Annotated in this window: 15 protein-coding genes and 1 pseudogene; 3 read left to right on the top strand and 13 right to left on the bottom strand. The window is 77.0% G+C overall.

Annotated elements, in window-relative coordinates; translation table 11 throughout:
* Window positions 1–15: 15 nt before the first annotated feature.
* Window positions 16–1,323 (bottom strand): phenylacetate--CoA ligase PaaK, encoded by a 1,308-nt coding sequence (gene paaK / locus ACN26Y_RS20630; protein ID WP_422733315.1) that lies wholly within the window; start codon window positions 1,321–1,323, stop codon window positions 16–18.
* A 405-nt stretch (window positions 1,324–1,728) separates the two neighbouring features.
* Here paaK and ACN26Y_RS20625 point away from each other — a divergent pair, with 405 nt between their 5' ends.
* The 3 genes from ACN26Y_RS20625 (at window position 1,729) to crcB (ending at window position 3,543) form a co-directional block, all read left to right on the top strand.
* Window positions 1,729–2,490 carry a class I SAM-dependent methyltransferase gene (locus tag ACN26Y_RS20625; protein ID WP_155331875.1) on the top strand — a complete coding sequence of 254 codons (762 nt, stop codon included), beginning with the start codon at window positions 1,729–1,731 and terminating at the stop codon, window positions 2,488–2,490.
* 172 nt (window positions 2,491–2,662) lie between these two features.
* On the top strand, window positions 2,663–3,187 hold the full coding sequence (locus ACN26Y_RS20620) for a FluC/FEX family fluoride channel (RefSeq protein ID WP_155331874.1): 525 nt from the start codon (window positions 2,663–2,665) through the stop codon (window positions 3,185–3,187).
* Window positions 3,184–3,543 (top strand): fluoride efflux transporter CrcB, encoded by a 360-nt coding sequence (gene crcB / locus ACN26Y_RS20615; protein WP_155331873.1) that lies wholly within the window; start codon window positions 3,184–3,186, stop codon window positions 3,541–3,543. Before ACN26Y_RS20620 ends, crcB begins: the two co-directional genes overlap by 4 nt.
* Here the strand turns inward: crcB and cobA are convergent.
* The 12 genes and pseudogenes from cobA to cobN form a co-directional block, all read right to left on the bottom strand.
* Window positions 3,516–5,255 carry a uroporphyrinogen-III C-methyltransferase gene (gene cobA / locus ACN26Y_RS20610; RefSeq protein ID WP_422733314.1) on the bottom strand — a complete coding sequence of 580 codons (1,740 nt, stop codon included), beginning with the start codon at window positions 5,253–5,255 and terminating at the stop codon, window positions 3,516–3,518. The two genes, crcB and cobA, sit on opposite strands and share 28 nt — an antisense overlap.
* On the bottom strand, window positions 5,252–5,842 hold the full coding sequence (locus ACN26Y_RS20605; RefSeq protein WP_422733313.1) for a precorrin-8X methylmutase: 591 nt from the start codon (window positions 5,840–5,842) through the stop codon (window positions 5,252–5,254). The genes cobA and ACN26Y_RS20605 overlap by 4 nt, the downstream gene beginning before the upstream one ends.
* A complete protein-coding gene (locus ACN26Y_RS20600) occupies window positions 5,839–6,111 on the bottom strand; it encodes a DUF362 domain-containing protein (protein ID WP_366602328.1) in 273 nt (90 codons plus the stop codon). The genes ACN26Y_RS20605 and ACN26Y_RS20600 overlap by 4 nt, the downstream gene beginning before the upstream one ends.
* Window positions 6,108–7,832, bottom strand: a complete 1,725-nt coding sequence (gene cobJ / locus ACN26Y_RS20595; RefSeq protein ID WP_422733312.1) for a precorrin-3B C(17)-methyltransferase — start codon at window positions 7,830–7,832, stop codon at window positions 6,108–6,110. The genes ACN26Y_RS20600 and cobJ overlap by 4 nt, the downstream gene beginning before the upstream one ends.
* Window positions 7,829–9,079 carry a precorrin-6y C5,15-methyltransferase (decarboxylating) subunit CbiE gene (gene cbiE, locus ACN26Y_RS20590; protein WP_422734958.1) on the bottom strand — a complete coding sequence of 417 codons (1,251 nt, stop codon included), beginning with the start codon at window positions 9,077–9,079 and terminating at the stop codon, window positions 7,829–7,831. The genes cobJ and cbiE overlap by 4 nt, the downstream gene beginning before the upstream one ends.
* A 47-nt stretch (window positions 9,080–9,126) precedes the next feature.
* On the bottom strand, window positions 9,127–10,293 hold the full coding sequence (locus ACN26Y_RS20585; protein ID WP_422733311.1) for a cobalt-precorrin-5B (C(1))-methyltransferase: 1,167 nt from the start codon (window positions 10,291–10,293) through the stop codon (window positions 9,127–9,129).
* Entirely contained in the window at window positions 10,293–11,129 is an 837-nt protein-coding gene (gene cobM / locus ACN26Y_RS20580; RefSeq protein ID WP_155331867.1) for a precorrin-4 C(11)-methyltransferase, read from the bottom strand. The genes ACN26Y_RS20585 and cobM overlap by 1 nt, the downstream gene beginning before the upstream one ends.
* Window positions 11,126–11,875, bottom strand: a complete 750-nt coding sequence (gene cobI, locus ACN26Y_RS20575) for a precorrin-2 C(20)-methyltransferase (RefSeq protein WP_155331866.1) — start codon at window positions 11,873–11,875, stop codon at window positions 11,126–11,128. Before cobI ends, cobM begins: the two co-directional genes overlap by 4 nt.
* Window positions 11,872–13,230, bottom strand: coding sequence for a cobyrinate a,c-diamide synthase (locus ACN26Y_RS20570; protein WP_422733310.1), 1,359 nt, complete (start codon window positions 13,228–13,230; stop codon window positions 11,872–11,874). The genes cobI and ACN26Y_RS20570 overlap by 4 nt, the downstream gene beginning before the upstream one ends.
* Window positions 13,224–13,835, bottom strand: a complete 612-nt coding sequence (gene cobO / locus ACN26Y_RS20565; RefSeq protein ID WP_422733309.1) for a cob(I)yrinic acid a,c-diamide adenosyltransferase — start codon at window positions 13,833–13,835, stop codon at window positions 13,224–13,226. Before cobO ends, ACN26Y_RS20570 begins: the two co-directional genes overlap by 7 nt.
* Window positions 13,835–16,246: a VWA domain-containing protein gene (locus ACN26Y_RS20560; RefSeq protein WP_422733308.1), complete on the bottom strand. Its 2,412-nt coding sequence runs from the start codon at window positions 16,244–16,246 to the stop codon at window positions 13,835–13,837. Before ACN26Y_RS20560 ends, cobO begins: the two co-directional genes overlap by 1 nt.
* Window positions 16,243–19,917: pseudogene (cobN, locus tag ACN26Y_RS20555) on the bottom strand (cobaltochelatase subunit CobN); the annotation flags it as partial. The gene ACN26Y_RS20560 and the pseudogene cobN, both read right to left, overlap by 4 nt.
* Window positions 19,918–19,987: the final 70 nt, after the last annotated feature.

The raw sequence follows: 19,987 nt of genomic DNA, 5'->3' as shown, positions 1-19,987 counted from the left end.
TTGCGCTCCCCCACGTCACCCGCCCCGCCGCTGGTCGACGATCCGGCGCATCTTGCCCATGGACCGCTCCACGCCGTCCGGGTCGAGCACCTCGACCGCCACGCTCACCCCGATGGTGTTCTTGACCAGGCCGACCAGCGCCGCGCCGGCCCGCTCGGCGGACGCCCGGTCGGCGTCCGCCCGCCGCTCGACCCGGACGGTGAGGGTGTCCATCCGCCCCTGCCGGTCGAGGACGCACTGGAAGTGCGGAGACAGCGGGGGCGTACGCAGGATCAGCTCCTCGATCTGGGTCGGGAAGACGTTCACGCCCCGAACGATCATCATGTCGTCGGTCCGGCCGGTGATCTTCTCGATCCGGCGCATCGGCCGGGCGGTGCCGGGCAGCAGCCGGGTGAGGTCCCGGGTGCGGTAGCGGACGACCGGCATCGCCTCCCGGGTGAGCGAGGTGAGGACCAGCTCGCCGCGTTCCCCGTCGGGCAGCACCGCACCGCTGACCGGGTCGATGATCTCCGGGTAGAAGTGGTCCTCCCACAGGTGCAGGCCGTCCTTCGTCTCGACGCACTCGACGGCCACGCCCGGGCCCATGACCTCGGACAGCCCGTAGATGTCGACGGCGTGCATGTCGAGGCGCCGCTCCATCTCGCGGCGCATGTCCTCGGTCCACGGTTCGGCGCCGAAGATCCCGATCCGCAGCGACGTGGAGCGCGGGTCGACGCCCTGCCGTTCCATCTCGTCGACGATGGCGAGCATGTAGCTGGGGGTGACCATGATGACCTCGGGTTGGAGGTCGCGGATCAGCAGCACCTGCCGCTCAGTCATCCCGCCGGAGACCGGGATGACGGTGCAGCCGAGCTCCTCGGCGCCGTAGTGCGCGCCGAGCCCGCCGGTGAAGAGCCCGTACCCGTACGCGACGTGCACCCGGTCCCCGGGGCGGCCCCCGGCGGCCCGGATCGAGCGGGCCATCAGCCGCGCCCAGGTCCGCACGTCCTCCGCCGTGTACCCGACGACGGTGGGCCGGCCGGTGGTGCCGGACGAGGCGTGCAGCCGGGCGACCCGGTCCCGCGGCACGGCGAACATCCCGTACGGGTAGTTGTCGCGCAGCTCCGCCTTGGTGGTGAACGGGAACCGGGCCAGGTCGGCGAGGTCCCGGCAGTCGTCCGGGTGCACGCCGGTGGCCGTGAAGACCCGGCGGTAGTGCGGCACGTGGTCGTACGCGTGCCGCAACGACCGGCGCAGCCGCTCCAGCTGCACCGCCCGCAGCTCGTCGACGCCGGCCCGCTCGATCGGCTCCAGCTCCTCCGAGCGGGGGGTACGGTCCTCCACCACGGCCCTCCTCACGCCTGCCGCTTCGGGCGGAGTCAGCACCGCGCCGATCTTGGTACCGTACGCCCGCTCCGCGCCGGCCACCACCGCCGGCCCGCGTCCGCGTCAGGTCGGTGACGCCGGGCGGCGTCAGAGGTTCCGCGGGTCGAGGTTCCGCTCGCGCAGCAGGGCGTCCAGCTTGGCCTCGATCCGCTCGTCGGACTCGCGGCTCTGGGAGGAACCCCAGTAGTAGAACAGCGCGTCGATCCGGCGGCGGTCGGCGCGGCAACGGGTGCGGCGCGCGGGGCCGGGAAGGACGCCTTCCCGGCCCCGCGCCGATCATCGCAATGCCCATTCTTTCGTAGTTGCAAATTATTGGCAAGAAGGCCTGGACACGGGGCGCCAGGCGTAACTAGCCTTCTCCGCATGGCTCCTTACATTGCGAACGCGGCGGCCTGGCAGGAGAGCTGGGACCGCCAGCAGGAGGCGTACCTACCGGACCGGGAGCACCGCTTCACGGCCATGCTGGACGCCGTCGACGCCGTCCACGACGGCGGTCGCCCGCTGCGCCTGCTCGATCTCGCCGGCGGCACCGGCAGCATCTCGGAGCGGACCCTGCGACGCTTCCCCGACGCGCGGGTGACGCTGGTCGACCTGGACCCGGCGCTGCTCGCCCTGGCCCGGGCAACCCTCGGCGACCGGGTCGCGATCGTCACCGCCGACCTCGGCACGCCGGCCTGGCGGGACGCGCTTCCCCACCACGAGTACGACGCGGTCCTCACCGCCACCGCACTGCACTGGCTGCCCGCGGAGCGCATCACCGCCCTCTACGCCGAGGTACGCGACCTGCTCCGGCCCGGCGGCCTGCTGGCCAACGCCGACCACATGCCGGACGACACGCTGCCCGACCTGACCAAGCGCCTGCTCGACCGGGCCCGGGCGCACCGGGACGCCCGGTACGCCGCCGGCGCCGTACCGTCCTGGTCACAGTGGTGGGACCTGGCGGCGGCCGACCCCGCGTTGGCGCCGCTGGTGGCGGAGCGGCGGCGGATCTACCCGACCGGGCACAGTCCGGAGTGGAACCCGCCGGTCTCCTGGCACCTCGCGGCGCTCACCGGGGCCGGGTTCGGCGAGGTCGGCACGGTGTGGCGAGGCGGTGCCGACGCGGCCGTCGCCGGAGTCCGCTGACCCCGGCCCACGGGCTCGCCCGGCCCACCGGCCCGCCCGGCTCGCCCCGAGCCCGGCCGGCGTGATCCACCCCGTGCCGGCGACATCGGTGATCCACGGCGTCCGGGGGCCGCGATGGCGGCGGCACGGAGTGGATCACGAGGTAGGGTGACCCGGTCCGACGCCGGAGCAGGTGGGAGGGCGGGTGTCCGGTCCGGAGCAGCGGCGTGTCGACCCCGACGTCGACCTGCGCGTACCCGCCGACCGGGCCGAACTGGCCGCCCACCCGGCGGCGGTGCTCGGGGCCGTCGCCGCGGGCGGTGCACTCGGCGCCCTCGCCCGGGCCGGCGTGTCGGCCGCCCTGCCGCACGGCCCGACCGGCTTCCCCTGGGCCACGTTCGCGGTCAACCTGAGCGGCTGCCTGCTGATCGGCGTCCTGATGGCGGTGCTCACCCGGCGTGGCGGGCCGGCCCTGGCCCGGCCGTTCCTCGGCGTCGGGGTGCTCGGCGGCTACACCACGTTCTCCACGTACGCGGTCGACGCGCACCACCTCGTCGTCGCCGGGGCGCCGGCGACGGCCCTGGCGTACCTGGCGGCCACCCTGGTCGGCGCGCTGCTCGCCGTCGCGGCGGGCCACGCCGTCGCCGACCGGCTCGCCGGGCACCGGCCGGCCGCGCCGGTGCGCCGAGACGCCGGAACGCCGGGGGCCGGCCGGTGACCGCACTGCTGATCACACTCGGCGCGGCGGTCGGGGCGCCACTGCGCTACCTCACCGACCGCGCGGTGCAGGCCCGCTTCGGTACGGCGTTCCCCTGGGGCACGCTGACCGTGAACGTGGCCGGCTCCCTGCTGCTCGGGTTCCTCGTGGGGGTCCCGGTCCCGCCGGCGGTCGGCGCGCTGCTCGGCACCGGCCTGTGCGGCGCGCTGACCACGTACTCGACGTTCAGCTACGAGACGTTGCGCCTCGCCCGGACCGGCCGGCGCGGCCGCGCCCTGGTCAACGCCCTGCTCAGCGTGGCAGCGACCGTCACGGCCGCCACCCTGGGCTACGCGCTGGCCCGGGCGCTCCGCTGACCCTCCCTCGGGGCGGCGGGTGGTCCGGACGTGTCGGTCAGGGCCACGACCGGGCCGACCACGAAGACGGCCGGCGGCCCGACGCCGCTGCCGCCGGCGACCGCCCCGATCTCGTCCAGGCGCGCGGCCAGCGACCGCTGCCCGGGGAGCCCGGCGTCCTGCACGGCGAGGACCGGCGTGTCCGGGGCGCGGCCGTGCGCCAGCAGCACCGCGGCGATCGCGTCGACCGTGTCGACGGCCATCAGCAGCACCAGGGTGCCGCGGGCCCGGGCGAGGGCCGCCCAGTCGACCAGCGAGTCCGGGTGTCCGGGCGGCAGGTGTCCGGAGACGACGGTGAACTCGTGCGCCACACCCCGGTGGGTGACCGGCACGCCGGCCAGCGCCGCCGCGGCGGTCGCGCTGCTCACGCCGGGAACGACGGTCACCGGCACCCCGGCGGCCGTGCAGGCCTGGACCTCCTCGTGGCCGCGCCCGAAGACGTACGGGTCGCCGCCCTTGAGCCGGACCACCCGCCGGCCGGCGCGGGCGTGCGTGACCAGGGCGGCGTTGATGGCGTCCTGGCCGACCGACGGTCCCCGGGGCACCTTCGCCGCGTCGACGACGATCACGCCGGGGCGCAGCGCGGCGAGCAGCCCCTGCGGGGCGAGCCGGTCGACCACCACCACGTCGGCGGCGTCGAGCAGCGCCCGACCGCGGACGGTGATGAGGTCGTCGGGCCCCGGCCCGCCGCCCACGACGGCGACGTGCCCGGCAGGCAACGGCGGCTCGTGGTGGTGGTGGCCGCCGACGGGGTGGGCGTGGTGATGGTGGCCGTGCCCGCCGGCCGGGTCGTCGGGGTGGTCGTGGGGGGTCTGCGGCCGGCCCACCTTGTCGGCGAAGCCGGGCATCAGCACCCGGTACGCGCAGGTGTCGCAGTTCATCCGGATGTCGCCGCGGACCGCCTCGGCGTGGCGTTCGAGGATCAGGTCGGCGAGGGCGTCGCAGTCGCCGATCAGGTCGGCCACCCGGACGTCCAACTCCGGGTGGGCGGCGGCGTACGCCCGGGACTGCGCGACGATCCGGTCGGGCAGCACCCCGGCGAAGAGGAAGTACGGGGCGACGACGATCCGCCGGGCACCGAGCCGGCGCAGCCGGTCCAGCACGTCCGGCACGGACGGCTCGGCGAGCGAGATGAAGCCCGGTTCGACGCCGGCGTACCCGCGCCCCTCCCAGAGCAGGCGCGCCACCTTGGCGACCTCCGCGTTGGCGTCCGGGTCGGTGGAGCCGCGCCCGATCAGCGCCACCCAGGTGCCGGCCCGGTCGTCACCGGCCAGGGCGGCGTCGATCCGCTCCTCCAGCGCGGTGTGCAGCAGGGGGTGCGGGCCGAGCGGCCGCCCGTACGCGTACCGGAGACCGGGGTGGCGCTGCTGCTCGCGGGCCAGCGCGGCGGGGATGTCGCCCTTGCCGTGGCCGGCCGCGGTGAGCACCAGCGGCAACGCGACCAGCGACCGGTGGCCCCGGGCGGCCAGCGCACCGACCGCGTCGGTGAGCGGCGGGCGGGACAGCTCGATGAAGCCGCCTTCGACGTCGCCCACCCCCGCGCGGCGGATCCGCTCGACCAGCGCGGCGAACTGGGCCACCCCGGCCGCGCTGCGGGTGCCGTGGCCGACGATGACCAGCGCACCGGCACCTCCGGCACCGGGCCCCACCATCCGGTCGGTTCGTTCGCTCATGCCGCCTCCTCCGCGTAGAGCAGGGCGTTGAGGGCGGCGGCGGCGACCGCCGACCCGCCCTTCTCGCCCCGGTTGGAGACCGCGGGCAGGCCGCTGGCCCGCAACGCGGCCTTGGATTCGGCGGCGCCGACGAACCCGACCGGCAGGCCGACCACCAGCGCCGGCCGCGCGTCGAGGGTGAGCAGCTCCACCAGTGCCGTCGGCGCGCACCCGACCACCCACACCGCGCCTGGACCGACCCGGTGCAGGGCGACCCGCATCGCCGCGGCGGAGCGGGTGATCCCGGCCCGGCGGGCCAGGTCGGCCGTGGCGGCCTCGGCCACCGGGCAGGTGGTCTCCCGGCCGGTGATGCCGGCGGCGACCATCGCCACGTCCGTCACGACCGGGGCGCCGGCGCGCAGCGCGGCCAGCCCGCCGGCCAGGGCCGCCTCGTCGCACACCAGGTCGGTGACGTACTCCAGGTCGGCGCTGGCGTGCACCACCCGCTCGACGACGGCCCGGGTCAGCGGCGGCAGGTGACCGAGGGCGGCGCGTTCCCGCAGGATCCGGTAGGACTCCACCTCGATCGGGTGCACGACCCGGCTCACCGGCCCTCCCCCGCGCCGGGCGCGGCCGGGTGGGCCGTCGCGGCGCTGACCGTGGTCGTTCTCATCGGCTCTCCTCCACCGTGGTCGGGGCCGGTGGCGCGGATGGCGTCCACCGGGCAGATCTCCAGGCATTCCAGGCAGCCGGTGCAGCGGTCGGCGCGGACGACGAGACCGCCGGCCACCGGCCGGATGGCGTGGGTGGGGCAGGTCAGCAGGCAGGCGCCGCAGCCCTGGCAGGCGTCGACCGTCACCGGCGCGCGGCGGTTCATCCGCGCCACCGGTAGCCGCGCGGGGTGACCATCCGGCCGGCGACCACCCGGGTCCGGCTGCTGCCCACGACGACGACGCTGTACATGTCGACCACCGCCGGGTCGAGGGTGGCCAGGGTGGCCAGGTGCACCTGTTCGCCGTCGCGGCTGGCGTTGCGGACCACGCCGACCGGGGTGTCCGGCGGCCGGTGGGCGGCGAGGATCCGCAGCGCCTCCGGCAGCTGCCAGTCGCGGGCGCGGCTGCGCGGGTTGTAGAGCAGGGCAACGAAGTCGCCCTCGGCGGCGGCGGTGACCCGGCGGGTGATGACCTCCCACGGGGTGTGCAGGTCGGACAGGCTCAGGTAGGCGTGGTCGTGGCCGAGCGGCGCCCCGAGCAGGGCCCCGGCGGCGAGGGCGGCGGTCACCCCGGGCACCCCCACCACGTCGATCCGGTCGTCGGCGTACTCCAGGGCGGGGCTCGCCATCGCGTACACGCCGGCGTCGCCGGACCCGATCAGGGCGACCGCGTGGCCGGCGGTGGCCTCGGCGACGGCGGCGCGGGCCCGTTCCTCCTCCGCGCCGAGGCCGCTGGCGAGCACCCGGGTGCCGGGGCGCAGCACGTCGCGGACCTGGTCGACGTACTGGTCCAGGCCCACCACGACGGCGGCCCGCCGCAGTTCGGCCACCGCACGGGGGGTGCGCAGGTCGGGCGCGCCGGGGCCGAGTCCGACGACCGCGAGCCGGCCGCGCGGCGCGTGCCGGGCGACCGCGACGGTCGCCATCGCGGTCGCGGTCTTCGGTACCAGCAGCTCCGCGTCACCGCCGAGCAGCGCCGCGGCCTCCGCGACGCTCGGGGTGCCGACGGCGGCGCGGACCACCTCGCTGGGGTTGGGCACGTCGACCGCCGCCAGCTCCGCCGCCGACCAGGTCACCAGGGGTACGCGCAACGCGTCCGCGGTCGCGCGGATGCCCGCCTCGTCGGCCTTGACGTCGGCGCTGGCCAGGCGGCGCAGGCTCGCCGGGCTGAGGCCGGCCTCGGTGAGCACCCGGTCGAGCAGGCCGCGGACCTCCTCGGCGGGTACGCCCCGGCTGGCCCCGACGCCGGCCACCAGCGACGGCGGCCGGAGCACGGCGGTCCGCCCGTCCAGCGGCACGATCCGGTCGGTGACCAGCAACCGGTACCCGGCCCCGGGTTGACCGCTCCCGTCAGCCGGGCGGACGTTCTCCGGCAGGGCGGGCAGCGGCCAGCTGTCGTCGGCGATCAGCGTGACCGGCTCGCCGTCGAGGATGGCCCGGCTCACGGCCGCGACCGCCCCGTCGACCGACCAGCCCAGGGTGTCGAGCCCGGGCACGCCGACCGCGTCGGTGGCGGTGGTGACCACCGGCGTGGCGTCGAGCAGCGCGCCGACCTCCGCGGCGAGGGCGTTGGCACCGCCGGCGTGCCCGCCGAGCAGCGCGACGGCGTGCCGGGCCGCCTCGTCGACCACGACGACCGCCGGGTCGGTGCGCTTGTCGCCGAGCAGCGGGGCGAGGATCCGCACCGCCGCGCCGGTGGCCAGGAACGCCACGATCCCGTCGCACCGGTTCCAGGTCTCCCGCAGCGCGTCGGCGGCGCTGCCCGCGTCGACCGGCCGGGCGTGCGGCCACGCGTCGGCGAGGATGCGGGCGTGCCGCCGCCCGGCGGCGGTGACGGCGACGAGTCCGATCCGGCGCGGGATCGCGCCGGGGTCAGGGTGGGTCACGGGCGCTCCCCGGTGAGGACGACCACCGGATTGGTGGCGGCGAGGCGGACCGACCCGCCGGGCAGGTCGGCGAGGCGGGCGGCGGACAGTTGGACGCCCTCGACGGCGTAGCCGGCGTCGCGCAGCAGGTTCCGGGCCGGGGCGACCCGGTCCAGCGCGGCGAGCGCGACGACCACCCGCGCCGGGCGGCGGGCCGCGACGGCGGCGAGCACGCCGGTGCCGCCTCCGCCGACGAACACCGCGTCCGGCTCGGGCAGCCCGGCCAGGGCGTCGGGTGCGCCACCGCACACCACCCGCACGTCGACGGCGTGCCGGGCGGCGTTGGCACGGACCAGGTCGGCCGCCGCCGGGTCCCGCTCGACGGCGACGACGGCCGCGCCGAGCAGGGCGCACTCGATGCCCACCGAGCCGCTGCCGGCGCCCACGTCCCACACCAGCCGGCCGAGCCGGGGCCGCAGTCGGGCCACCACGAGGGCGCGTACCTCCGCCTTGCTGATCATGGAGTCGCGGTGGGCGTACGCGCTCTCGGGCAGCGCCCACCCGCCGGCGGGCGCGGCGGCCGGCTGGTTGTCGACGCGCATCCCGTCCGGCGGCTCGCCGACGCTCAGCAGGACGTGCGGGTCGGTCCAGGAGCGCGTGGCGGCCTCCGCCGGGGTGGTCCAGGTGACCCGCTCGGCGCCGGTGCCCAGGTGCTCGGCGACCACCAGGCGGCGGGGCCAGCCGACCAGGCCGGCACCGAGTTCGGCGGCGCCGGCGCCGGGCGCGGTCAGCACCGCGACCAGCGGCAGCGCCCGGGCGGCGTTGAGGGCCGGCCGGGGGTCGCGCCCGTGCGCGGTGACCACGACCGCGCCGTCCCACGGCAGGCCGGCCCGTGCGAACGCGGCGGCCACACTGGACACCGCCGGCAGCACCCGCACCGGCAGGCCGGCCGCCCGCAGCCGCCGCACGATCCCGAAGAGCCCGGGGTCGCCGCTGGCCAGCACCACGGCCGGCGTGGCGGCGGCGACGGCGGCGAGCCGGTCCAGGGCCGGCGCCAGCGGCCCGAGGACCACGGTCTCCGCGCCGGCCGGAACCGGGACGGCGGCGAGGTGCCGGGCCGCACCGACCACGAGTCCCGCCCGGGCGAGCACGCCGGCCGCGGCGGGCGGCGGCGGGTTGCCGGCGGCGTCCACGCCGACCACCGTCACGTGGGGCGGGTCGGCGTCCGGCTCGCCGGCGGCGAGGCCGCGTGGCCCGGCGTCGGCCACGGTCACGGACGTCGTTCCGGCGTCGCCCGGGCGTGCTCCGGCGGCGGTCACCCGGCCCACCGCCCGGACGAGGCGACGACCCGGGAGCCGGTGAAGTCCACCAGGGCCACGTCGACGTCGAGCGCGTCCTCCGCGAACCGCCGCAGCACCGCCCGGACGCGGCGGCAGAGCAGGTCACCGGCGGCGCCGAGCAGGCCGGCGTCCTCCCACAGCTCGTACGCGTGCCGCCCGGTGTTGGCGGCGGTGACGGCGGCGACCAGGTCGGCGTCCCCACCGGCGTCGGCGGTGACCGCGCCGAGCAGCGACAGGTCCACCTTGGAGCGCGTGTAGTGGGTCATCAGCACACCGGCGGCGAGCTTGGCCAGCTTCCCGGCCATCCCGACGAAGACCACCCCGGTCAGGCCGTCGGCGACCGCCGCGGTGACCGCCGCGCCGGTGAAGTCGCCGACCTCCACGAAACACACCTCGGGCAGGTCGGGCAGCAGCGCCCGGGCGGCCCGCTCGGTCCGCCCGCCGGTGCAGAGCACCACGGTCCGCTCGCCCTGGGCCGCCATCACGTGCACCGCCTGCACGACACTCGCCCGCCAGGAGGCGGTGGAGAAGGGACGGACGATCCCGGTCGTACCGAGGATGGAGATGCCGCCCAGGATCCCGAGCCGGCGGTTGGTGGTCCTGCGCGCCATGATCTCGCCGCGCGGGACGCTGATGACCACGCGGACGCCGACGGTCGCCAGGTCGACGACCTCGCCGACGGCCTCGCCGATCATCCGGCGCGGGGTGTCGTTGATCGCCGGCCCGCCGACCGGCAGCCCGAGCCCGGGTTTCGTCACCGTGCCCACCCCCGGCCCGCCCTCCAGGACGAGCCCGGGGACCTCCCGCCAGGCGACCGTGGCGGTCAGTTCCGCGCCGTGGGTGACGTCCGGGTCGTCGCCGGCGTCCTTGACCACCACCGCCTCGGCCCGCGCCGCCCCGCCCGGCGTGCCGGTGGCCGGCGAGAGGTCGCAGCGGGTCACCGGGAAACGCACCCGGCGGCCGGCGGGCAGGCCGATCTCCACCTCACCCTGCGGGACGCCGGTGACCAGCGCGGTCAGCGCGGCCTTCGTGGCCGCCGTCGCGCAGGCGCCGGTGGTCCAGCCGGTACGCAGCGCGGTGGGCCGGACCTTCGCGGTACGCGGCAGGTCCGGCTCGCGCAGCGGCGGCAGGTCGTACGTCATCAGGCCTCGGCGGCCGGCGGCGCGGCGCGGTCGGTGCGGGCCCGGCGCAGCGCGGCCCGGGCGGCCGGCTCGGCGCGGCGGTACGTGTGGAAGTGCCCGGGGTGGTACAGGTGGGAGCGGGTACCGGCAGCGTCCAGCGCCGGCCCGACCAGGAAGAGGGTGTGCTTCCACAGCCGGTGCTCCTTGACCGTGGCCTCCAGGGTGCCGACGGTGCACCGCACCACCAGCTCGTCGGGCCAGGTGGCCTGGTACGCGACGACCGCCGGGGTGTCGGCCGGATACCCGCCGGCGAGCAGTTCGGCCTGCACCTGCCCGGAGCGGGCGGCGGAGAGGAACAGCGCCATCGTGGTTCCGTGCCGGGCGAACTCGCGTACCCGCTCGCCCGCCGGCATCGGCGTCTTGCCGCCCTCGAGGCGGGTGAGGATCACCGACTGGGCCACCTCGGGGATGGTCAGCTCCCGGCCGACGAGCGCGGCGACGGCGGTGAACGAGGAGACGCCGGGGACGACCTCTACCGCCAGGCCGAGCGCCCGGCACAGGTCGAGCTGTTCCTGCATCGCGCCCCACAGGGCCGGGTCGCCGGAGTGGATCCGGGCCACGGTGAGTCCCTCGGCCGCGGCCCGCTCGTAGAGCGGCAGCACCCCCTCGATCGGCAGCTGCGAGGAGTCGACGATCTCGGCGTCCGGCCGGGCGTGAGCGAGCACGTCGGCGTGCACCAGGCTGGCCGCCCACACCACCACGTCGGCGGTGGCGATCACCCGGGCGGCGCGCAGGGTCAGCAGGTCCGCCGCGCCGGGCCCGGCGCCGACGAACCAGACGGTGCCGGTGGTGGTCACAGCTTCCCTCCCCGCCGGTCCCGGCGGGCCGGGACCAGCAGCGTCGACAGGTACGGCACGTCGCCGTCGGCCTCGGCGGCCGGCCCGACCTGTTCGCCGGGCAGGCCGAGCCCGCGGCCGAGCACGGCGTCGGCGAGCCGGCCCTGCCGGCGCAGCTCGGCGAGCAGCTCGGGGTGGCGGCGCCAGCCCTTGTAGGCGACGACCGTGCCGGGGCCGGCGACGGCGTCGGCGAAGAACGCCAGGCCCGCCGTGGCCGGCAGCAGCGTGAGCGGCTCCCGCCCCTCGCACAGCGGGACGCCGCTGCGGGCGGCGAGCTCCTGCATGGCGGTGATGCCGGGGACGGTCTCCACGCTGACCTCCGGCCGCAGCTCCCGCACGGTCTGCGCCAGGTAGCTGAACGTCGAGTACACGTTGGGGTCGCCGATGGTGGCGAAGGCGAGGGCCCGGGCGCCGCCGTCGACGGCGGCCACCACCGCCCGGGCGGCGGCGTCCCACGCCCGCTCCCGGCGGGCGGTCACGCCGCCCCGGTCGTCGAGGGCGAACGGCAGCCGGCGCAGCCGGTCCGGCGGGACGTGCGGCGCGACGGTGGTCTCGGCCCGTCCGGGGGCGGCGGCGCCGTCGGCGTCGAGCCGGTCCAGCACGGGTACGAACACCAGCTCGGCCGCGCGCAGGACGCGTACGGCGCGCAGGGTGAGCAGGTCCGGGTCGCCGGGTCCCACCCCGACCCCGGTCAGCGTGGCGGTCACCGGGCCGCCTCCACCAGCCGCCGGGCCGCGCCGGGGTGACCCGCCCAGTGGGTGTGCAGGTAGGAGGCGTGCACCCGGCCGGCGACGAAGCCGTGGGCGCCGCCGGCCCAGCGCCACGCCGGCCGGTCGCCGTGGCCGGGGTCGGTGGCGGTGCGGTGGAACTCGTGGCCGCGTACCGGGTCGCCGGCGGCGTGCACGGGCGAGTCGGTGGCGGCGACGGCGTCCCGGTAGCCGAGGGTGAGCCGCCCGGTCATCCGGGCGGTCAGGTCGAGCCGGCCGCACATGGGCACCCCGTCCAGCTCCCGCCCCAGGTAGAGCAGCCCGGCGCACTCGGCCACCACGGGCCCGTCGAACGCGGCGAGGTCGGCGCGCAGCCCGGTGTTCGCGGCGAGGGCGTCGACGTGCACCTCGGGAAAGCCGCCGCCGATCACCACCGCGCGGGTGCCGGCCGGCAGCGCCGGGTCGCGCAGCGGGTCGAACGGGACGACGGCCGCGCCGGCGGCGGCGAGCAGTTCGGTCGTCTCCGCGTACGCGAAGGTGAAGGCCGGACCGCCGGCGACCGCGACCACCGGACGCTCCGCTCCGGCGGGGCCGCCGACGGCGGCGGCCGGGTCCCACGCCGGCACGGTCAGCGGCGGGGCGCTGCCGGCCAGGTCGAGGACGGCGTCAAGGTCCACGGTGGACTCGACCAGCGCGGCCAGCGCGTCGACCACGGCGAGCGACTCGGGGGCCCGCTCGGCGACCGGCACCAGCCCCAGGTGGCGCGACGGGGCGGTGACCTCGGCGGCGCGGGTCACCGCCCCCAGCACCGGTACGCCGACCTCGGCCAGGGCGTCGCGCAGCAGGGTCTCGTGGCGGGGCGAGCCGACCCGGTTGAGGATCACCCCGCCGATCCGCACCGCCGGGTCGAACGCGCGCATGCCGAGCACCAGCGCGGCGGCGCTGCGCCCCTGGGCGGTGGTGTCCAGCACCAGCAGCACCGGCGCGTCGAGGAGGCGGGCGACGTGGGCGGTGGAGGCGTACCCCCGGCGGCCGACCGCGCCGTCGTGCAGGCCCATCACGCCCTCGACCACGGCGACGTCGGCGGGGGTGGGGGTGCACGCGCCGTGCCGCAGCAGCGGGGCGATCCGCTCCTCGCCGACCAGCCAGGGGTCGAGGTTGCGGCCGGGCCGGCCGGCGGCGAGTGCATGGTAGCCGGGGTCGATGTAGTCGGGGCCCACCTTGTGCGGGCTGACGGTGCGGCCCCGGCGGCGCAGCGCCGCGAGCAGCCCGGTGGCGACCGTGGTCTTGCCGTGCCCGCTGGCCGGCGCGGCGACGACGACCCGGGGCAGCGCCCACGGTTGCGGGTTCACCACTCGATGCCCTTCTGGCCCTTCTGGCCGGCGTCCATCGGGTGCTTGACCTTGGTCAGCTCGGCCACCAGGTCGGCGGCGGCCATCAGGCGCGGGTCGGCGTCGCGGCCGGTGATGACGACGTGCTGGAAGCCGGGGCGGTCGGCGAGGGTGTCGACCACCTCGGCCACGTCCACCCAGCCCCACTTCATGGGGTAGGTGAACTCGTCGAGGACGTACAGGCCGTACCGCTCGGCGGCCAGGTCGCGCTGGATCTGCCGCCACCCCTCGCGGGCGTCGGCGGCGTGGTCGGCCTCGCCGCCGCGCTGGATCCACGACCAGCCCTCGCCCATCTTGTGCCAGGTGACGGGGGCGCCCTGGCCGGTGCGCTCGTGCACCTCGCCGAGCGCGCGGAAGGCGTTCTCCTCGCCCACCCGCCACTTGGCGCTCTTGACGAACTGGAACACCCCGATCGGCAGCCCGGCCGTCCACGCCCGCAGCGCCAACCCGAACGCGGCGGTGGACTTGCCCTTCATCTGCCCGGTATGGACGATCACCAGCGGCCGGTTCCGCCGCTGCCGGGTGGTCAACCCGTCCGCGGGCACGTGCGACGGCTTCCCCTGTGGCATCAGACGGCGCTCCTGTCGGTGACGGCGGAGATCTTGGCGGATTCCAGCCCCCGCAGGTGCCGTTTGCTGCCAGGATCCGGATCGGCGGTGAGCCGGACGAGGGGTGCGGTGGTCACCCGGTCCAGGGGGTGGTGGTCGGCGTTCAGCTGCGTGGCGAGACGGCGGGCCAGGTTCAGGCGCACCGGGCCGGACTCGCAGTCGACGACGACGCAGGGGGCGCCGGTCGAGCGCAGCACCGCCGCGGCCAGGTCCGACCTGGCCAGCGGGTCCGGGCCGGCGGTGGCGCGGCCGTCGGTGACGACCAGCACCAGGGGGCGCCGCTTCGGGTCACGCAGACGTTCCCGGCGCAGCAGGTCGGCGGCGGCGAGCAGGCCCTCGGCGAGGGGCGTACGGCCACCGGTGGGCAGCTCGGCCAGCCGCGCCGACGCCGCGAGCACCGACGAGGTGGCCGGCAGCAGGGTCCGCGCGCCGGCGCCCCGGAAGGCGACCACCGCGACCTTGTCGCGGCGCTGGTACGCGTCGGTGAGCAGGGCGAGCACCGCGCCCTTGACCGCGCTCATCCGCTGCCGCGCGCCCATCGACCCGCTGGCGTCCACGACGAACAACACCAGGTTGCCCTCGCGCCCCTCGCGGACCGCCTCCCGGACGTCGGCCGGGCGCAACCGCAGCGGACCGTGCTGCCGCCCCCGCGTGGCCTGGTGCGGGGCGGCGGCCCGCACCGTCGCCGGCAGGTGCAGGGCGCCGGGCCGCCCGGCCGGCACGCGCGCGCCGGTCGTCCGGCCCCGCCCGGTCCGGGCCCGCGACCGCCGCCCGGGCACGCCCTCCCCGATGCCGGGCGCGGTGAACAGTCGGGCCCGCAACCCACTCCGGGGTACGGCCACCGCACCGGCCGTCCGGTCGGGACGCATCCGGTCGGACGACCCCGACTCGCGTTCCCGTCCCGACCGGCGTCCACCCCCGTCGCCGTCGGCTGTCGCACGGTCGGCGGGTCCGCCGTCGGCCGGGTCGCCGAGGTCCGGCGGCGCGCCTTCCGCCGGTCCACCGGACCGGTCGGCGCGGGAGCGCGGCGGTTCCCACCACCCGTCGCGGTCGACCGGTGACCGGTCGGCCGTCGCGCCGTGCCCGCGGCCGTCGCCGTGCGCGGATGCGCCGTCGCCGCGGTCATGACCGTCCGGGGTGTCGCCGGCGGGCCGGCCACCCGACCCAGCGTCCGCGGACCACCCGTCGGACCCACCACCACCGGGGCGGGAGTCACCCCCGGGCCCGCCACCCGGGCCGCCGTCCGGCCCGGAACCGCCGGCACCCCGGCCCGCGCCGTCGTCCGGGTCGTCGGGGTGCTCGTCCCGGGCCCGTTGCAGCGCCTCGTCGAGGCGCTTCTCGTCCAGACCCGGCGTGTCGAACGGGTCGCGGCGCCGCCGGTGCGGCAGGGCGAGCCGGGCGGCGACCCGGACGTCCTCCGCAGCCACCCGCTCCCGGCCCTGCCAGGCGGCGTGGGCGACGGCGGTGCGGGCGGTGACGATGTCGGCGCGCATGCCGTCCACGTCGAACGCGGCACACACCTCGGCGATCTGGCGCAGCGCCGCGTCGCTCAGCACCACCCGGTCGAGCCGGGCACGGGCGTCGGCCACCCGGCGGGCGACCGCGGCGTCCGCGTCGGCCCAGCGGGCGGCGAAGCCGGCGGGGTCGGCGTCCGCGGCGAGCCGGCGGCGGACCACCTCCACCCGGACGGCCGGGTCACGGCTGGCGGCCACCTCCACGGTGAGCCCGAACCGGTCCAGCAGCTGGGGTCGCAGCTCCCCCTCCTCCGGGTTCATCGTCCCGACGAGGAGGAAACGGGCGGCGTGGCTGACCGAGACGCCCTCCCGCTCGACGTGGCAACGGCCCATCGCGGCCGCGTCCAGCAGCAGGTCGACCAGATGGTCGTGGAGCAGGTTGACCTCGTCGACGTAGAGCACACCCCGGTGGGCGGCGGCGAGCAGGCCCGGCTCGTACGCGCGTACCCCCTCGGCGAGCGCCTTCTCCAGGTCGAGCGACCCGACGACCCGGTCCTCGGCGGCCCCGACCGGCAACTCGACCAGCGCGGCCGGGCGGTGCTCGGCGACCGGCTCGGCGGGGTGCGGCCCGTCCGGGCAGCCGGGGTCGGGCGCGGCCGGGTCGCAGGCGAAGCGGCAGCCCACCACCCGGTCGACCGGGGGCAGCAGCGCGGCCAGGGCGCGCACGGCGGTGGACTTGGCGGTGCCCTTCTCACCCCGGACGAGCACCCCGCCGATGGCCGGGCTGACCGCGTTGAGCAGCAGGGCGAGCCGCATGTCGTCCATGCCGAGGACCGCGGAGAACGGATAGGTGGTCACCGCGCCGCCCTCCGTTCGCGACTGCGGGGCTCGCAGGCCCGGCTCACTCCTCGCGCTCACCGCTGGTCCTCCAGGTCGCCCTCGCTGGCCAGGTACGTCTCGCGGAGCCGGTCCAGGGTGCCCGGATCGGGCTCGGCCCACAGGCCCCGGTCGGCGGCCTCCAGCAGCCGCTCGGTGATGCCGCGCAGCGCCCACGGGTTCGACGTCTCCAGGAACGCGCGGGTCTCGTCGTCGAACAGGTACGCCTCGGCGAGGCGCTCGTACATCCAGTCGTCCACGACGCCGGCGGTGGCGTCGTAGCCGAACAGGTAGTCCACGGTGGCCGCCAGCTCGAACGCGCCCTTGTAGCCGTGGCGGCGCATCGCGGCGATCCAGCGCGGGTTGACCACCCGGGCGCGGAACACCCGCCGGGTCTCCTCGCCGAGCGTGCGGGTACGGACGTCGTGCGGCATCGCCGAGTCCCCGACGTACGCGGCCGGAGCGGCGCCGGTGAGGTGGCGGACCATCGCCACCATCCCGCCGTGGTACTGGAAGTAGTCGTCGGAGTCGACGATGTCGTGCTCGCGGGTGTCCTGGTTCTTCACGGCGACGGTGATGCGGGCGAAGGAGCGTTCCATGTCGGCGCGCGCCTCCCGCCCGTCGAGTCCGCGCCCGTACGCGTAGCCGCCCCAGACGGCGTACACCTCGGCAAGGTCGGCGTCGCTGCGCCAGTTCCGGGCGTCGATGAGCGGCAGCAGCCCGGCCCCGTACGCCCCCGGCTTCGACCCGAAGATGCGCGCGGTGGCCCGGCGCTCGTCGCCGTGCTCGGCGACGTCGGCGTCCACGTGGGCCTTGACGAAGTTGTCGGCGGCGGGCTCCGCCAGCGCCGCGACCTGCCGGACCGCGTCGTCGATGAGCGCCACGACGTGCGGGAACGCGTCGCGGAAGAAGCCGGAGATGCGGACGGTGACGTCGACGCGGGGCCGGCCCAGCTCGGCGAGGGGCACCACCTCGACGCCGGTGACCCGGCGGGACCGGTCGTCCCACAGCGGCCGGCAGCCGAGCAGCGCCAGCACCTCGGCGATGTCGTCGCCCTGCGTGCGCATCGCGCTGGTGCCCCACACGGTGAGGCCGACCGACCGCGGGTACGCGCCGGTGTCGGCGAGGTGCCGGGCGAGCAGCGAGTCGGCCAGGGCCACACCCACGTCCCAGGCGTTGCGGCTTGGGATGGCCTTCGGGTCGACGGAGTAGAAGTTGCGCCCGGTGGGCAGCACGTTGACCAGGCCGCGGGTGGGCGAGCCGGACGGGCCGGGCGGTACGAAGCCACCTCCGAGCGCGCCCAGCACCCGGTCGATCTCGTCGGTGGTGCGGTCCAGCCGGGGCACCAGTTCGGTGGCGGCGAAACGCAGCACGGCGGCGGCGTCCGGGACCGGCCGGCCGGTGACCTCCTCGACGACGGCATCGGCCTTGCCGGCGTCCCAGCCGAGCGTCTCCATGCCGACCACGAGCCGGCGGGCCAGGCCTTCGACGAGGTCGACGGCGTCGGCGGCGGTGACGGCCGGCCCGTCGACCGCCTCGGTGAGCGCCGCGGGCAGCGCCACCCGCTCGCCCGGCGACGCGAGCAGCGCCTGCTCGTCCAGGCCGTAACCGGCGGCGAGCGCCTGGCGCAGGCCGGGCAGGGCGCGGGCGCCGCCCCAGACCTGCGGGGCGCGCAGCACGGCGAGCACCAGGTTGACCCGCGCCTCGCCGGTCGGCGCGGCGGCCAGCACGTGCAGGCCGTCGCGGATCTGCACGTCCTTGACCTCGCACAGGTACCCGTCGAGGTGCAGCACGAAGTCGTCGAAGTCGTCGGCGGCCGGCATGTCGGCCTGGTGCAGGTCGTGGTGCAGCTCGGCGGCCCGCACCAGGTCCCAGATCTGCCCCTGCACCACCGGCACCTTGGCCGGGTCGAGGGCCTGCACGGTCGCGTACTCGTCGAGGAGCTGTTCCAGCTTCGCGAGGTCCCCGTACGTCTCGGCGCGGGCCATCGGCGGCACCAGGTGGTCGACGACGACGGCGTGGGCGCGGCGCTTGGCCTGCGTACCCTCCCCGGGGTCGTTGACGATGAACGGGTAGACCAGGGGCAGGTCGCCGAGCACGGCGTCCGGGGCGCAGTCGGCGGCCAGCCCGAGGCCCTTGCCGGGCAGCCATTCCAGGGTGCCGTGCTTGCCCAGGTGCACCACGGCGTCGGCGCCGAAGCCGCCGTCCGCGACCGGCGCCGACAGCCAGCGGTACGCGGCCAGGTAGTGGTGGCTCGGCGGCAGGTCCGGGTCGTGGTAGATGGCGACCGGGTTCTCGCCGAAGCCGCGGGGCGGCTGGATCAGCAGCGCCACGTTGCCGAAGCGCAGCCCGGCGAGCACGATGTCGCCGCCGTCGGTGTACAGCTCACCGGGCGGCTCACCCCAGTGCTCCCGCATCGCCTCCCGCAGCTCCGCCGGCACCTCCGCGAACCAGCGCCGGTACGTCTCCCCCGGCACCCGCGCCGACGCGGCGGCGAGCTGCTCCGGGGTGAGCCACTCCACGTCGTGGCCGCCCGCGGCGATGAGGGCGTGGATGAGCGTGTCCCCGTCGTCGGGGACCGGCGCGTCGCCCAGGTGGTATCCGGCGTCGGCGAGGGCGGTGAGCAACCGCACCGCGCTGGCCGGGGTGTCCAGGCCGACGGCGTTGCCGACCCGCGAGTGCTTCGTCGGGTACGAGCTGAGCACCACCGCGAGCCGCTTGTCGGCGTTCGGCACGTGCCGCAGCCGGGCGTGCCGCACGGCGATGCCGGCGACCCGGGCGGCCCGCTCCGGGTCCGGCTCGTACACCGACAGCCCGTCGGCGTCGATCCGTTTGAACGAGAACGGCACGGTGACGATCCGCCCGTCGAACTCGGGGATGGCCACCTGCATGGCCGCGTCCAGCGGGGACAGTCCGGCGTCGCTGCCGGCCCACTGCGCGCGGGTGCTGGTGAGGCAGAGCGCCTGGATCACCGGTACGTCGAGGGCGGCGAGCGCGCCCACGTCCCAGGCGTCCTCGTCGCCGCCGCCGGAGGCGTCGGCGGCGACCGCGCCACCGGCGGCGAGGACCGTGACCAGCAGCGCGTCGCAGCGGGCGAACAGTCCCAGCGGTCCGGCGCCGGCGGTCAGCCCGCGCAGCGAGCCGCAGAAGATCGGCAGGGCGTTGCCGCCGGCCGCCTCGACGGCGTCGGCGAGGGTGTCGACGAACGCGGTGTTGCCGGCCAGGGCGTGCGCCCGGTAGAAGACGATCCCGATGGTCGGCCGGTCCGGGTGGGCCGGCCGGTCGCCGTGGATCCCGTACGCCGGTGTGGGCGCGGGCGGGGCGAAGCCCTCGCCGGTGAGCAGCACCGTGTCGGACAGGAACCGGGCCAGCTGCGCCAGGTTCTCCGGACCGCCTTCCACCAGGTAGGACAGGGCCTCGGTGGCCACTCCGGACGGCACCGTGGAGACCGCCATCAGGTCCGCGTCCGGCACGCTCTCGCCGCCCAGCACGACCGTCGGCACGCCGGAGGCGAGCACCGCGGCCAGGCCGTCCGGCCACGCCGCCCGGCCGCCGAGCAGGCGTACGACGGCCAGGTCGGCGCCGTCGACCAGCGCCGGTACGGCGTCGGCCGCGACCCGGGCCGGGTTGGCCAGGCGGTAGTCGGCGCCGCTCGCGCGGGCGGCGAGCAGGTCGGTGTCGGCGGTGGACAGCAGCAGGATGGGCACGAGGGGGCTCCGGAGAGTGACGCCCGCCCCCCGGGGTGAGGCCGGTCGGGCTGGGGGCGAGGGATGGCTGCTCGGT

This window comes from Micromonospora sp. WMMD558, assembly GCF_049315255.1.
In the GTDB taxonomy this organism is placed as follows: domain Bacteria; phylum Actinomycetota; class Actinomycetes; order Mycobacteriales; family Micromonosporaceae; genus Micromonospora.
The sequence above is the reverse complement of the archived record's forward strand: the minus strand, read 5'-3'. Positions and strand labels throughout refer to the sequence as shown.

Bases quoted from the DNA above. Each gene is read 5' to 3' on its own strand.
- ACN26Y_RS20625 (WP_155331875.1), top strand. From the start codon at position 1,729: ATGGCTCCTTACATTGCGAACGCGGCGGCCTGGCAGGAGAGCTGGGAC.
- cobA (WP_422733314.1), bottom strand. From the start codon at position 5,255: ATGAGCGAACGAACCGACCGGATGGTGGGGCCCGGTGCCGGAGGTGCC.
- ACN26Y_RS20600 (WP_366602328.1), bottom strand. From the start codon at position 6,111: ATGAACCGCCGCGCGCCGGTGACGGTCGACGCCTGCCAGGGCTGCGGC.
- ACN26Y_RS20585 (WP_422733311.1), bottom strand. From the start codon at position 10,293: ATGACGTACGACCTGCCGCCGCTGCGCGAGCCGGACCTGCCGCGTACC.
- cobO (WP_422733309.1), bottom strand. From the start codon at position 13,835: ATGCCACAGGGGAAGCCGTCGCACGTGCCCGCGGACGGGTTGACCACC.